This window comes from Streptomyces dioscori, assembly GCF_003024195.1.
GTDB lineage: Bacteria > Actinomycetota > Actinomycetes > Streptomycetales > Streptomycetaceae > Streptomyces > Streptomyces dioscori.
This window is the reverse complement of record NZ_KZ679045.1, coordinates 128126-141160: the sequence shown is the minus strand read 5'-3', so window position 1 is coordinate 141160 and position 13035 is coordinate 128126. Positions and strand designations below refer to the sequence as shown.

At 71.8% G+C, this 13035-nt stretch carries 10 protein-coding genes; 5 read left to right on the top strand and 5 right to left on the bottom strand.

The features are described from left to right. Positions 1-107: 107 nt before the first annotated feature. Positions 108-887 (bottom strand): hypothetical protein, encoded by a 780-nt coding sequence (locus C6Y14_RS21265; protein WP_107018357.1) that lies wholly within the window; start codon positions 885-887, stop codon positions 108-110. A 119-nt stretch (positions 888-1006) separates the two neighbouring features. On the opposite strand from C6Y14_RS21265, the gene C6Y14_RS21260 reads away from it, so the two are divergent. From C6Y14_RS21260 to C6Y14_RS21250, 3 genes are all read left to right on the top strand, one after another. After that, the gene (locus C6Y14_RS21260) at positions 1007-2086 is read left to right on the top strand and encodes a sialidase family protein (protein WP_107018356.1); all 1080 of its coding nucleotides are present in this window, start codon (positions 1007-1009) and stop codon (positions 2084-2086) included. A 38-nt stretch (positions 2087-2124) separates the two neighbouring features. Continuing rightward, positions 2125-2835 (top strand): NADPH-dependent F420 reductase, encoded by a 711-nt coding sequence (gene npdG / locus C6Y14_RS21255; RefSeq protein WP_107018355.1) that lies wholly within the window; start codon positions 2125-2127, stop codon positions 2833-2835. A gap of 131 nt (positions 2836-2966) precedes the next feature. After that, the gene (locus C6Y14_RS21250) at positions 2967-3161 is read left to right on the top strand and encodes a hypothetical protein (protein WP_107018354.1); all 195 of its coding nucleotides are present in this window, start codon (positions 2967-2969) and stop codon (positions 3159-3161) included. A gap of 38 nt (positions 3162-3199) precedes the next feature. Here the strand turns inward: C6Y14_RS21250 and C6Y14_RS21245 are convergent, their stop codons facing one another. Continuing rightward, complete coding sequence (locus C6Y14_RS21245) at positions 3200-4000, bottom strand: site-2 protease family protein (RefSeq protein WP_107018353.1); 801 nt, start codon at positions 3998-4000, stop codon at positions 3200-3202. Between the two features lie 191 nt (positions 4001-4191). Here C6Y14_RS21245 and C6Y14_RS21240 point away from each other — a divergent pair, with 191 nt between their 5' ends. After that, positions 4192-7713, top strand: a complete 3522-nt coding sequence (locus tag C6Y14_RS21240) for an AfsR/SARP family transcriptional regulator (protein ID WP_107018352.1) — start codon at positions 4192-4194, stop codon at positions 7711-7713. Between the two features lie 18 nt (positions 7714-7731). On the opposite strand, the gene C6Y14_RS21235 is transcribed toward C6Y14_RS21240, so the two are convergent. The 3 genes from C6Y14_RS21235 to panB all read right to left on the bottom strand — a co-directional run bounded on the left by C6Y14_RS21235 (position 7732) and on the right by panB (position 10731). Further along, entirely contained in the window at positions 7732-8562 is an 831-nt protein-coding gene (locus C6Y14_RS21235; protein WP_107018351.1) for an ABC transporter permease, read from the bottom strand. Continuing rightward, positions 8559-9605, bottom strand: coding sequence for an ATP-binding cassette domain-containing protein (locus C6Y14_RS21230; protein WP_107018350.1), 1047 nt, complete (start codon positions 9603-9605; stop codon positions 8559-8561). The genes C6Y14_RS21235 and C6Y14_RS21230 overlap by 4 nt, the downstream gene beginning before the upstream one ends. 259 nt (positions 9606-9864) lie before the next feature. Further along, positions 9865-10731, bottom strand: a complete 867-nt coding sequence (gene panB, locus C6Y14_RS21225) for a 3-methyl-2-oxobutanoate hydroxymethyltransferase (protein WP_107018349.1) — start codon at positions 10729-10731, stop codon at positions 9865-9867. A gap of 400 nt (positions 10732-11131) precedes the next feature. Here panB and C6Y14_RS21215 point away from each other — a divergent pair, with 400 nt between their 5' ends. Further along, positions 11132-12706 carry an MFS transporter gene (locus C6Y14_RS21215; RefSeq protein ID WP_107018347.1) on the top strand — a complete coding sequence of 525 codons (1575 nt, stop codon included), beginning with the start codon at positions 11132-11134 and terminating at the stop codon, positions 12704-12706. The last annotated feature ends 329 nt before the right edge of the window (positions 12707-13035 follow it).

The window sequence follows — 13035 nt, the reverse complement described above, 5'->3', positions numbered from 1 at the left end:
CGGGACATGCTGCGGTGGCGACCCCGCCGCGGACAAACGCTTTTTCGACCGAAGCGGCCACACCGGGGCGGCCATGCCGAAGCGGCCACGCCGGGGCGGCCCTCGGCTCACCACCGCGCGGGCGGCGGTGCCGTCAGCCGGTCCGCCAGCCGCGACAACCGGTCGGTGAACCGCCGCCGGCCCCGGGGCGCGGGCAGTGAGTTCTCCCCGGCGGCCGCACTGACCAGATGCTGAACGGTGTCCAGATCAAGCCCCGTATCCGTGCCGAGGCCCGTATCCGTGCCGAAACCCGTATCCATGCCGAGGCCTGCATCCGTGCCGAAACCCGTATCCGTGCCGAGGCCTGCATCCGAACGGAGGCCTGAATTCGGGCGGAGGCCTGTATCCGGGTCGAGCCCCGTGTCCAGATCAAGCACCGTGTCGAGGCGGCCCGCCCCCGGCGGCACCGCCAGCGTCTCGTGCGCCAGCGCGTGCAGTTCGCGGTCGCCCGAGCCCAGCGCGAGAACCGTCGCCCCGGCCCGGCGCGCGTCGTACACCCGCTCCAGGAGCGGCGCCCCGGGCTCGCCCGGCGCCACGACGAGCAGTGTCTCGCCGCGCCGGGCTGCCTCGATCCGGCCGAGCCCCACCGCCAGATGGGCCGGGTCCCCGGGCCGCGCCCCGTGCCGTACCAGCGTCGGGGTCAGCTCCGGCGTGCCCGACCAGGCGGCCTCGTCCACCAGATGGGCGGCGAGGTGCCAGGGCTCGTACTCCGCCGTGCCCACCAGCAGCAGCCCGCCCCCGTGCGGCAGCACGGACGACCGCAGCGCCCCCGCGAACCGCCGTGTGGCGCCCGGCCACTCGGTCCCGGCGAGCACTTCGCGCAACAAGGCCACCCGTACGGCATCCATGGGGCCGCATCCTGCCGCAGCGGACTGCCCGTCAGACGGCGTTCACGTCGAATTCGCCCATCCTGGGCAGAGTGGCCCGTTCACCGGTGCACCCAGTCGGCAAGGAGAGGGAGGGTTCCATGGCCGGAGTTGAGATGTCCGTGCCGTTCCGGGCCGGGCAGGAGGGCTACGCGAGTTTCCGTATCCCGGCCGTCGTCGTCACCGGCGAGGGAACCCTGCTCGCCTTCTGCGAGGGCAGGGTCGGCTCCCGCGACGACTTCGGGCACATCGACATCGTCCTGAAGCGGTCCACGGACGGCGGACTGACCTGGGGCCCGCTCCAGGTGGCCGCCTCGAACGGCGAGGCGCTGGCCGGGAACCCCGCCCCCGTCGTCCTCGACACCGGCAGGATCCTGCTCGTCCACGTCCGCAACGCGGCCCTCGCCACCGAGGACGCCATCCGCCGGGGCAAGGTGAGCGCCGCCGACGGCCGCCGCGTCTGGATCCGGCACAGCGACGACGACGGCCGCACCTGGTCCACGCCGCGGGAGATCACAGGGCAGACGAAGAAGGCGCCCTGGCGCTGGTACGCCACCACTCCCGGCCACGCCCTCCAGCTCACCGGCGGCCGGGTCGTCGTCCCCGCCAACCACTCCCTCCCGCCGGCCGGCACGGACACCGGCACCGAGGGCAAGTACAACGGCGGGCACTGTCTGCTCAGCGACGACCGGGGCGCGACCTGGCGCATCGGATACGTCGACGACAACCCCGGCAACTACATCAACGCGAACGAGACGACCGCCGCCGAACTGCCCGACGGCCGCGTCTACTTCAACACCCGCAACGACTCCACCGCCCCCGGCACCCGCGCCGACGCGTACTCGCGGGACGGCGGCCGGACCCTGGTCAAGCCCTTCCGCCCGCAGGCGGGACTCGTCGGTCCCGTCGTCGAGGGCAGCGTGCTCCAGCTCCGCGCACCCGACGTGCTCCTCTACTCGGGCCCCGCCGACCCCGGCTTCCGCGCCCTGCTGACGGTCCGCGCGAGCACCGACGGCGGCGTCACCTGGCGCACGGCACACACCGTCGACGGACTGCCCGCCGCCTACTCCGATCTCGTGCGCGTCGACGACGACACGGCCGGACTCCTCTACGAGACGGGCAACTTCAGCGCGTACGAGACGATCACCTTCCGGCGGATCCCCGTGACGGCCCTCACGTGAGCGGCGCCGGCCGGAACCACGCACGTAAAGTCGGCCCCATGACCTCTACCTCCACTGACAGCGCACAGAAGGCCCCCGCCAAGGACCCCTGGGACCTTCCCGACGTCTCCGGGCTCGTCGTCGGCGTGCTCGGCGGCACCGGGCCGCAGGGCAAGGGTCTCGCCTACCGGCTGGCCCGCGCCGGGCAGAAGGTGATCATCGGTTCGCGGGCCGCGGAGCGCGCGCAGGCCGCCGCCGACGAGCTCGGACACGGCGTCGAGGGCGCCGACAACGCCGAGACCGCCCGCCGCAGCGACATCGTGATCGTCGCCGTGCCGTGGGACGGGCACGGCAAGACGCTGGAGTCGCTGCGCGAGGAACTGGCCGGCAAGCTCGTCGTCGACTGCGTCAACCCGCTCGGCTTCGACAAGAAGGGCGCGTACGCGCTGAAGCCCGAGGAGGGCAGCGCCGCCGAACAGGCCGCCGCGCTGCTCCCGGACTCCCGTGTCACCGCCGCCTTCCACCACCTGTCGGCGGTGCTGCTCCAGGACCCGGAGATCGAGGAGATCGACACCGACGTGATGGTCCTCGGCGAGGAGCGCGCCGACGTCGAGATCGTCCAGGCGCTGGCCGGCCGCATCCCGGGCATGCGCGGCATCTTCTCCGGGCGGCTGCGCAACGCCCACCAGGTCGAGTCGCTCGTCGCGAACCTGATCTCGGTCAACCGCCGGTACAAGGCCCACGCGGGCCTGCGCCTCACCGACCTGTAGGACCGCCGGGCCGCGGGACCGCGTACGGGCACGTTCCGGACGTGGGGGACACTGGAGCCGAGCAGTGTCCCCCTTCGGAACCCGCGCGCTGTGGCGCCGGGCCCCGGAGTTCCCCGACAGGAGCAGACCCCATGTCCCGACTCGCCCTCTACGCCCTCGTCGTCTGCGTCCTCGCCACGGCGGCGGCCGTCGTCTCCTTCGTCCAGGGCAGCTGGCTGGGGATCGTCTGGGTGCTGCTCGCCGGACTGTCGTCCAACATGACCTGGTACTACCTGCGCCGCGACCGGATGCGCCGCAAGGCGTCGGCGTCCTCCGTCACCGGCTGACGTCACCGGCCGGCGTCACCTGCCGACTCGGCGGTCCGTCACTGGCCGATCGAGCAGTACTGGTCCGTCTCCGTCCAGAACCGGTAGAGGTTCTGCCCGCAGTACGTACGGATCTCGTCGATGTCCAGGGCCCGCAGCAGCGCGTCGATCGCGTCGAAGAACTGGTTGTTCACCTCGGGGATCCACAGGATCGCGAAGACGAACAGCAGACCGAAGGGCGCGTACGGCTCCACCTGGCGCCGGATCTTGTACGACAGCCAGGGCTCGATCACGCCGTAGCCGTCCAGGCCCGGGATCGGCAGGAAGTTCAGCAGCGCGGCCGTGACCTGCAGCAGCGCCAGGAACGCGAGCGCGAACTGGAAGTCGGCCGGTACGCCGTCCAGTGCGTCCAGCCAGAACGGGGCGGTGCACACCACCGCGAACAGCACGTTCGTCAGCGGGCCCGCCGCCGAGATCAGGCTGTGCTTCCAGCGGCCCCGGATCCGGCTCCGCTCGATGAACACCGCGCCACCCGGCAGACCGATGCCGCCCATGATGACGAAGAGCACCGGCAGCACGATGCTGAGCAGCGCGTGCGTGTACTTCAGCGGGTTCAGGGTCAGATAGCCCTTCGCGCCGATCGAGATGTCGCCGCTGTGCAGGGCCGTGCGCGCGTGCGCGTACTCGTGCAGACACAGCGAGACGATCCACGCGGCCGTCACGAACAGGAACACGGCCACGCCCGGCTGCTCGGCGAAGCCCGTCCAGGTGGCCCAGCCGGTCACCGCCGCGACGGCCACGATCCCGAGGAACACGGGGCTGATACGCCGGTCACTGTGCCGGCCTGTGGCGGTGGTCATGGGGTGGGGCTCCCTGGAATGTTCGAACGGGCTGGGCGTGCCGGGTAGACCGTACCGGTGGTGTGGGGGGAACGTCCTAAGGAGGGTCGGAGGTTCCTGCGGCCCTCCACCCACGCCCTCGACCCGTTTCCGGCCGTCCCGGTTCATGCCGGACCAAAATCCGGGGCGGACCCGGGGCGCAGACAGGGACAATGGTCCGCGTGCGCTACCGCATCCTCGGCACCACCCAGGCACTCCGTACCGACGGCACCCTCGTCCCGGTCGGCGGGGCGCGGCTGCGCGCCCTGCTGACGGTGCTCGCCCTGCGACCCGGCCGGACCGTGTCCGTGGCCGTGCTGGTCGACGAGGTCTGGGGCGCGGACCCTCCGGCCGACGCCCCGGGCGCCCTGCAAGCGCTGGTGGGCCGGCTGCGCAGGGCGCTGGGCGCGGACGCGATCGGCTCCGACGAGGGCGGCTACCGGCTGCGCGCGGCGGCCGACGACATCGACCTGCACCGGTTCGAACGGCTCGCGGGCGAGGGCTCGCGCGCGCTGGCCGACGGCGACCCCGGCAAGGCCGCCGTCATCCTCGACGATGCCCTCGCCCTCTGGCAGGGCCCGGCCCTCGCCGACCTCCCGGACCGTACGGCGGAGTCGTCACGCTGGGAGGCCCGTCGGCTCGACGCCCGGCGCGCCCGTCTCGGGGCCGCCCTCGCCCTCGGCCACGCCGAGCAGTCCCTGCCCGACCTCACCGCCCTGTGCGACACCCACCCCCTGGACGAACCGCTCCAGGTGCTGCGCCTGCGGGCCCTGCGTGACGCGGGCCGCGCGGCGGAGGCCCTGGCCGCCTACGAGTCCGTACGCCGTCTGCTCGCCGACCGCCTGGGCACGGACCCGGGCCCGGAACTGCGTTCCCTGCACGGAGAACTGCTGACCGGCCTCCCCGCCTCACGCGGCCAGGTCCCCGCGCGCCCGAGGGGCGCGGGGAACGGCGCGACCAGCCCCCACGGCCCCGCACCCGAGACACCACCCCGCTCCGGCCACTCCCACGGCCACGCCCCCGGCAGCCCGGACCCGGCCCCGTACGCCGCCGGCCCGGACCTCGCCGCGCACAACGGCCGCCCCGGTACGGGCGGTTCGGAGCGTGACGCGGAACCCGCGCCGCGCGACCGCTCCGCGCCACGCGGCAATCTGCGGGCCCGGCTCACCTCCTTCGTCGGGCGGGACGGCGATCTCGCCACCATCCGCGGGGACCTCGCGGGGGCGCGGCTCGTGACCCTGCTGGGGCCGGGCGGCGCCGGGAAGACCCGGCTGTCGCAGGAGGCGGCGGAGAGCGTCGCCCAGGACCTGCCCGACGGCGTGTGGCTGGCCGAACTCGCGCCCGTCGACGACCCGGAGGCCGTCCCCGAGGCGGTCCTCACCGCGGTCGGCGCGCGGGAGACCGTGCTGCGCAGCGCCGGGGCCGAGGAACTGCGGGCCGTCACCGACCGGCACGACGACCCGCTCGTCCGGCTCACCGAGCACTGCGCCAAACGCCGCATGCTGATCGTCCTCGACAACTGCGAACACGTCGTGGACGCCGCCGCCCGCCTCGTCGAGCAACTGCTGGAACGCTGCCCCGGACTGACCGTACTGGCCACGAGCCGCGAACCCCTCGGCGTACCGGGGGAGTTGCTGCGGCCCGTCGAACCGCTGCCTGAGCCGTACGCGCTGAGACTGCTCGCCGACCGGGGGGCCGCCGCCCGGCCCGGTTTCCGGATCGAGGACGACCCGGAGGCCGCCGCCGAGATCTGCCGGCGCCTGGACGGACTGCCGCTCGCCATCGAACTCGCCGCCGCCCGGCTGCGGATGCTCACCCCGCGCCAGATCGCCGACCGCCTCGACAACCGGTTCCGGCTGCTCACCTCCGGGAGCCGTACGGTCCTGCCGCGCCAGCAGACCCTGCGGGCCGTCGTCGACTGGTCCTGGGACCTGCTGGACGAGGACGAACGCGACGTACTGCGGCGGCTGTCCGTCTTCGCCGGCGGCTGCGACCTCGCCGCCGCCGAGGCCGTCTGCGGACCCGCCGCGCTGGAGGCGCTCGGCTCGCTCGTCGACAAGTCCCTCGTGGTGGCCGCCCCTTCGGGCGAGAAGGCGGGGGAGGGGGCGGACGAGAACGCGGGGCCGGGCCCGGCCCCGGGCGACGGCGACATGCGCTACCGGCTCCTGGAGACCGTCGCCGAGTACGCCGGACAGCGCCTCGACGCCTCCGGTGAGCGCACCGCGACCGAGCGCGCCCACCTCACGTACTACCGCGAACTCGCCCGCACCACCGACCCGTTGCTGCGCGGCCCCGGCCAGCGCGCGGCCATCGAACTGCTCCAGCTCGAAGGCGAGAACACGCGCGCCGCACTGCAGCGCGCCGTCGCCGCGGGCGACGAACAGGAGGCGCTCTGCCTCGTCCTCTCCCTCGCCTGGTACTGGCAGATCCGCGACCTGCGCATGGTCACCCGCAACTGGACGCGGGAGGTCATGGCGATGGGCCCCGACCCGTTCGCGCCACCCACCGAACGAGCCGTCCCGCTGTACGAGTCCTGCGTCGCCGACCCGCCGCCCATGAGCCAGGACGTCCTCGTCGAGGCCAGGCGCGGCGTCCACCTCCTGCATCTCGCCTGCATGGACCTGGAGCTGGACACCTGGCAGACACCGGAGGCGGAGGCCAAGCTGCTCGCCGTCACCGAGGCCTACGAACCCGGCCTCCCGCAGGTCTGCCGCAACCCCGGCTACCTGTGGTTCTTCGCCGTGCTGCTGACCGGCGACATGGACCGGCTGCGCCGGGTCATCGACGCGAGCGTGGAGACCTGCCGGGAGCTCGGCACCCGCTGGGAGCTGGCCGTCGCCCTGCAGATGCGCGCCAACATGCTCGCCAACCGCGCCGACTGGGCGGGCGACGCGGCCCGGGACGCCGACGAGTCGCTGGAACTCTTCGTCGGCCTCGAAGACGCCTGGGGTGCCGCCGAGGCGCTCTCCGCGCGGGGCGAGGCCCATGAGCGCAAGGGCGAGTACCGGCTCGCCGCGACGGACTACGAGACGGCCATCGCCCACGCCGAACGCCTCGGCGCCCGCGCCCAGATGGCCATCCTCACCACCCGGCTGGGCAGCGTGCTCATCGACGCGGGCGAGACCGGCCGGGGCGAGCGGCTGCTGCGCGAGGTCCTGGAACAGGGGGACGGCGCGCAGAACGAGGCCATGCCCGGGGCCCGGCTCTTCCTCGCGATGTGGCTCGGCCGCACCGGCCGCGTCGCCGAGGCGCGGGCCCAGATGGAACGGCTGTGGGAGGACTTCGGCGCCGTCCGCTTCGTGGTCTTCGACGGGTTCGTCATGGGCGTGGAGGCCTGGCTGGACTCGCAGGAGGGCCTGTACGACGAGGCGGTGGTGAAGGTGCGGGGAGCCCTGGAGCGGGCCAAGGACCCGCTGACCCAGATGATCGCGCCGCACATGTTCTCGGTGCACCTGGCCACCGCGTCCATCGCGCTCGCCGGGGCCGAGGGCGGCCGGCGCGCCGAGGACGCCGCCCGGTGCCTGGGCGCCGCCGACGAACTCCTGCCGCCCGGACACTTCCGGGCCGTCGTGGAGCACGAGATCAGGGCACAGGCCGAGGCGGCGGCGCGCGAGGTCCTCGACGACCGGGTGTACGACGCCGCGTACGCGCAGGGCGGCGGCCTCTCCTTCGAGGAGGCCGCCGCCCTGGTCTGACGCAAGAGGGTCCTCGTGTCAGGTCTTGGTGCGGTACTTGTGAATGGCGACCGGGGCCATCACCACCGTGATGACGAGCGACCAGAGCAGCGTGATCATGACGTCGTGGGCGACCGGCTGGCCGCCGTTCATCAGACCCCGGGCCGCGTCCGCGAGGGACGACAGCGGGTTGTAGTCGGTGAACGTCTGCAGCCAGCCCGGCATGGTGGACGGCGGCGAGAAGATCGAAGAACCGAACTGCAGGGGCATCAGCACGAGGAACCCCATTCCCTGGATGGCCTGGGCGTTCTTCATCACCACGCCCATGGTCAGAAAGATCCACATGATGGAGGAGCCGAAGACCAGGGCCAGGCCGATGGCGGCGAACAGACCGGGCACGTTCGACACGGACAGGCCGAGCAGGAAACCGACCCCGAGCAGGATCGCCGTGGCGAGCAGCAGCCGGCCGATCTCGACGGAGATCTTGGCGATCAGGACCGAGGCACGGGAGATCGGCAGGGACCGGAAGCGGTCCATCACGCCGGTCTGGAAGTCCTGGTTGAAGCCGGTGCCCACGCCCATCGCGATGTTCATGCCCATCATCGCCATGAGGCCCGGGACGACGTAGTTGACGTACTCGTCCTGGTTGCCCTTGCCGGCGATCGCGCCGCCGAAGACGAACACGAAGAGCAGAGTGAAGACGATCGGCATCAGGATGACGTCGAACATCGACTCCGGGTCCTGGCGGATCCACAGCACGTTGCGGCGGACCAGGGCGCTGATGTGCCGCAGATGGGCGCGCAGGCCGACGTGCGGATCGTCGCCGGTGTCGAGCGCCGCGGGTTTGTCGATGACGGTGGCGGCGCTCATACGGCGGCCTCCTCGTAGGACTCGTGGGAGCGGTCGGCCGGGGTGTCCCGCGGGTCACCCGGATCGGCCGGTTCGGTGGCCCGGTGGCCGGTCAGGGAGAGGAACACCTCGTCCAGGCTGGGCAGTTCGGTGCTGAGGCCCGCGAGGGTGATGCCCCGGGCGGTGAGCGCGCCGACCACGGCGGTCAGCTGCTCGTCGCTGAGGATCGGGACGAGGACCGTGCCGGTGGTGACGTCCACCGTGGCGCTGCCCGGGCCCGTGAGACCGAACTCGTCGAGCGCGGCGGCCGTGGGGCGCAGTTCCAGCGGGTCGGCCGGGCGGATACGCAGGGTGCGGCCGCCGACCTTCGCCTTCAGCTCGTCGATGCCGCCGTTCGCGATGACCCTGCCGCGGTCGATGACCGTCAGCTCGTTCGCGAGCTGCTCGGCCTCCTCCATGTACTGCGTGGTGAGCAGCACGGTGACGCCGTCCCCCACCATCCGCTTGACCTCGCCCCACACCTCTTGCCGCGTACGGGGGTCCAGGCCGGTCGTCGGCTCGTCCAGGAACAGGACCGTCGGACTGCCGATCATGGACGCGGCGAGGTCGAGGCGGCGCCGCATGCCGCCGGAGTACGTGCTCGCCGGGCGCTTGCCCGCCTCGGTGAGCGAGAAGCGCTCAAGAAGTTCGTCCGCACGGGTGCGGGCGTCCTTGCGGGTCAGGTCGAGGAGCCTGCCGATCAGATAGAGGTTCTCGCGGCCGGAGAGCTTCTCGTCCACGGACGCGTACTGGCCGGTGAGGCCGATCACGCGGCGCAGGCGGCGGGGCTGGCGCACGACGTCGAAGCCGGCGACCGTGGCGCGGCCGGAGTCGGGTATGAGGAGGGTGGAGAGGATACGTACGAGGGTCGTCTTGCCGGCGCCGTTCGGGCCGAGTACGCCGCGGACCGTGCCCTCGCGTACGTCCAGGTCCACGCCGTCCAGTGCTTTGGTCTCGCCGTAGTGCTTGACCAGTCCCCGCACGCTGACGGCGTCCTGCCGGGGCTCGTTGTCGATTCGCGTCATGCCACCAAGCTCGCACCCCCCACCGACAAACCACCGACAGCCCACCGACACGTTCCACCGGGACGCGTCTGTGTCTGTCTGCGGCCCGGTGGGGGCAGGCCTGAAGGACTGCGCAGTTCCCCGCGCCCCTAGATACCTAGGGGCGCGGGGAACTGCGCAACGGGGGCGAGGGGGCGCAGCCCCCATGCGGGTGGGAAAACGGCAGCCCGCCGATGGGGGAAGTCGGCGGGCTGCCTCCGTGCCGCAGTGGACCACTGGGTCAGTGGACGGAATGCTCCTCCTGAGGGAACGTTCCGCCAATGACGTCATCGGCGAACGCCTTCGCCGCGTCCCCCATCACCCGCCGCAAATCCGCATACTGCTTGACGAACCGCGGCATCTTCCCACCCGTGAGCCCGAGCATGTCCGTCCACACGAGAACCTGCGCGTCCGTCTCGGCCCCCGCCCCGATCCCCACGGTCGGAATGTGCAGCACCCGGGTCACCTCGGCGGCAAGCTCCGCCGGCACCAGCTCCAGCACGACGGCGAACGCCCCCGCGTCCTGCACGGCCTTGGCGTCGCGCAGCAACTGCTGAGCCGCTTCCTCGCCCCGCCCCTGCACCCGGTACCCCATGGAGTTCACGGACTGCGGGGTGAGTCCGATGTGCGCCATCACGGGGATACCCGACTCCACGAGCAGTTTGATCTGCTCGTGCGAGCGCTCACCGCCCTCCAGCTTCACGGCCCCGACCCCGGCCTCCTTCACCAGCCGCATGGCCGAGCGCAGCGCCTGCACCGGCCCCTCCTGGTACGACCCGAACGGCAGGTCGCCGACGATGAGGGCGCGCGAGGTGCCCCGTACGACCGCGGCCGACAGCATGGTCATCTCGTCGAGGGTGACGGGCACGGTGGTCTCGTAGCCCAGGTGACAGTTGCCCGCCGAGTCGCCGACGAGCATGACCGGGATGCCGGCCTCGTCGAAGACGGACGCGGTCATCGCGTCGTACGCGGTGAGCATCGGCCATTTCTCGCCGCGCTCCTTGGCCACCGTGATGTCGCGGACAGTGATACGGCGTGTGCCCTTGCCCCCGTACAGCGCCCTGTCGCTGCTGTCGGTGGTCTTCTGGGCAGCCGAGAACTGCGTCATTGCAACGGCTCCTTCTGTCATCTCGAAGCGCCCTGACGGCGTCTCCGGATCCCCTCCATGGTGGCACCTCGTGCCACGGAACGGCTAGGGGGCTTCTGATGGATCTCCGTGGGGAAGGAGCGGCGACCGGTGCGTGCTCTCGGGGTGCCGGGCGCAGTCCCGCGTACTGGACGTACTCGGGTCTGTGCTCGGTGCCGCGAGAGTGCGTGCCGGGCGCCGCGACGCCGCGGAGATCCATCAGAAGCCCCCTAGGGGGGCCGCAGTGGCCCTCGTCTCCGCGGCGGCGGGCCGCGACTTCGCCTCCACCGGGCCCCAAGCCCGCCTCCAGAGCTCGTAAGGTCTCGGTAAAGGATTCCGATACGAGACGGTCTCGTATCGAAACTCCTCTAGCGTTGTCGGCATGACAACTCCTGCCGACACCGCGCCCCGGATACCGGAGGCCGTGCACCGACGACGCTGGGCGATCCTCGGCGTGCTGATGCTGAGCCTGCTGATCGTCGTACTCGACAACTCGATCCTGAACGTCGCGATCAAGACCATCTCGACGCCCGCCCCGACCGGCCTGGGAGCCACCCAGAGCGAGCTGGAATGGGCCATCAACTCGTACACCCTGGTCTTCGCGGGCCTGCTCTTCTCCGCCGGTCTCCTCGGTGACCGGCTCGGGCGCAAGAAGGTGCTGCTCGGCGGCCTCCTCGTCTTCGGGATCGGCTCGGCGCTCGCCGCCTCCTCGGGCTCCCCGGTCGAGCTCATCTCGTTCCGCGCGGTGATGGGCCTCGGCGCCGCCTTCGTGATGCCGGCCACCCTCGCCGTCCTGATGAACGTCTTCGAGCGCGACGAGCAGCCGAAAGCCATCGGCATCTGGGCGGGCGGTGTCGGCCTTGCCATCGCCATCGGCCCGATCACCGGAGGCGTCCTGCTCGACCACTTCTGGTGGGGCTCCGTCTTCCTGATCAACGTACCGATCGTGATCGTGGCGCTCGGCCTGATGATCTGGCTGGTCCCCGACTCCCGCGACCCGAAGCCCGGCCGTATCGACCCGGTGGGCGTGGTGCTGTCCGTCATCGGCCTCGTCCTGCTGGTGTACGGCATCATCAAGGGCGGCCAGCTCGCCGACTTCACGGACGCCAAGGTCCTCGCGACCATCGGCGCCGGACTCGCCGTACTCATCGGCTTCGTCGTGCACGAGAAGCGCAGCGACCACCCGTCGATCGACATCGACTACTTCAAGAACAAGGTCTTCTCCGCGGCCATCGCGGCCATAGCGCTGGTGTTCTTCGCGCTGATGGGCGTGACGTTCTTCTCCGTCTTCTACACCCAGAGCGTGCGCGGTTACTCGCCCCTGCAGACCGGTCTGCTGATGCTGCCGCTGGCCGTCGCGCAGCTCGTCTTCGCGCCGCGCGCCCGGCTGGTCGTGGACCGGTTCGGCAACCGGGCCACCACGACCGCGGGCATGCTCACCATCGCCGCCATGCTGGCCGCGTTCGCCGCGCTGGAGGCGGACACGCCGATCTGGATCCTGGAGGTCGTCTTCTTCCTGATGGGCGCGGGCATGGCGCACATCATGACGCCGACCAGCGTCGTGATCATGCAGGCGCTGCCCCGCGAGAAGGCGGGCTCCGCCTCCGCGCTGAGCAATACCTTCCGTCAGGTCGGCGGCGCCCTGGGTATCGCCGTACTCGGCTCGGTCCTGTCGGCCGCGTACCGCTCGGGCATCGAGGACAAGCTGCCCGAGGCCGCCCGGCACGAGGCGGGCGAGTCCATCGAGGCGACCCTCGGCTTCGCCGCGAAGCTCGGCCCCAAGGGCGACGCCCTCATCGGCCCGGCCAACGACGCCTTCCTCCACGCGATGCACGTGACGGCCCTGTGCGGCGCGGGCGTGGCCGTGATCGGCGCCCTGGTCGTCTACCTGTACCTCCCGGGCCGCCCTCCGAAGCAGGCGGAAAAGGAAACGAACCTGGTAAGCGTCGATCACTGAGGGGCCCGTAAGGGGCGCGGGGAACGGCGCAGTCTTTTGCCTTTCAGGGGCGCGGGGAACGGCGCAATCTTGTGGCCCCTAAGGGGCGCGGGGAACTGCGCGGCCAACCCCCACGCACCCGCACCCAAGTCACAACCCTCCGTCCCCCATGGACAATCGACCCGAACGGCGAGCGACGGCGCGGCGTCAAGGCGGCAACACCCGACAGAGCGGAGCGATCACGTGGGCGGCGCGGAGCAGGGGTCGGCCGGAACCGGAGCCGTAACCGGAATCGGAGCCGGAGCCGGAACCGGAGCCGGACGGGGCGGCGCCCCCGCCAGAGGCCGCCC

What these genes read in the sequence shown, in the direction of transcription:
- C6Y14_RS21265 (WP_107018357.1), bottom strand. Translation starts at nt 887, where the DNA reads ATGGATGCCGTACGGGTGGCCTTGTTGCGCGAAGTGCTCGCCGGGACC.
- C6Y14_RS21260 (WP_107018356.1), top strand. Translation starts at nt 1,007, where the DNA reads ATGGCCGGAGTTGAGATGTCCGTGCCGTTCCGGGCCGGGCAGGAGGGC.
- npdG (WP_107018355.1), top strand. Translation starts at nt 2,125, where the DNA reads ATGACCTCTACCTCCACTGACAGCGCACAGAAGGCCCCCGCCAAGGAC.
- C6Y14_RS21250 (WP_107018354.1), top strand. Translation starts at nt 2,967, where the DNA reads ATGTCCCGACTCGCCCTCTACGCCCTCGTCGTCTGCGTCCTCGCCACG.
- C6Y14_RS21245 (WP_107018353.1), bottom strand. Translation starts at nt 4,000, where the DNA reads ATGACCACCGCCACAGGCCGGCACAGTGACCGGCGTATCAGCCCCGTG.
- C6Y14_RS21240 (WP_107018352.1), top strand. Translation starts at nt 4,192, where the DNA reads ATGGTCCGCGTGCGCTACCGCATCCTCGGCACCACCCAGGCACTCCGT.
- C6Y14_RS21235 (WP_107018351.1), bottom strand. Translation starts at nt 8,562, where the DNA reads ATGAGCGCCGCCACCGTCATCGACAAACCCGCGGCGCTCGACACCGGC.
- C6Y14_RS21230 (WP_107018350.1), bottom strand. Translation starts at nt 9,605, where the DNA reads ATGACGCGAATCGACAACGAGCCCCGGCAGGACGCCGTCAGCGTGCGG.
- panB (WP_107018349.1), bottom strand. Translation starts at nt 10,731, where the DNA reads ATGACGCAGTTCTCGGCTGCCCAGAAGACCACCGACAGCAGCGACAGG.
- C6Y14_RS21215 (WP_107018347.1), top strand. Translation starts at nt 11,132, where the DNA reads ATGACAACTCCTGCCGACACCGCGCCCCGGATACCGGAGGCCGTGCAC.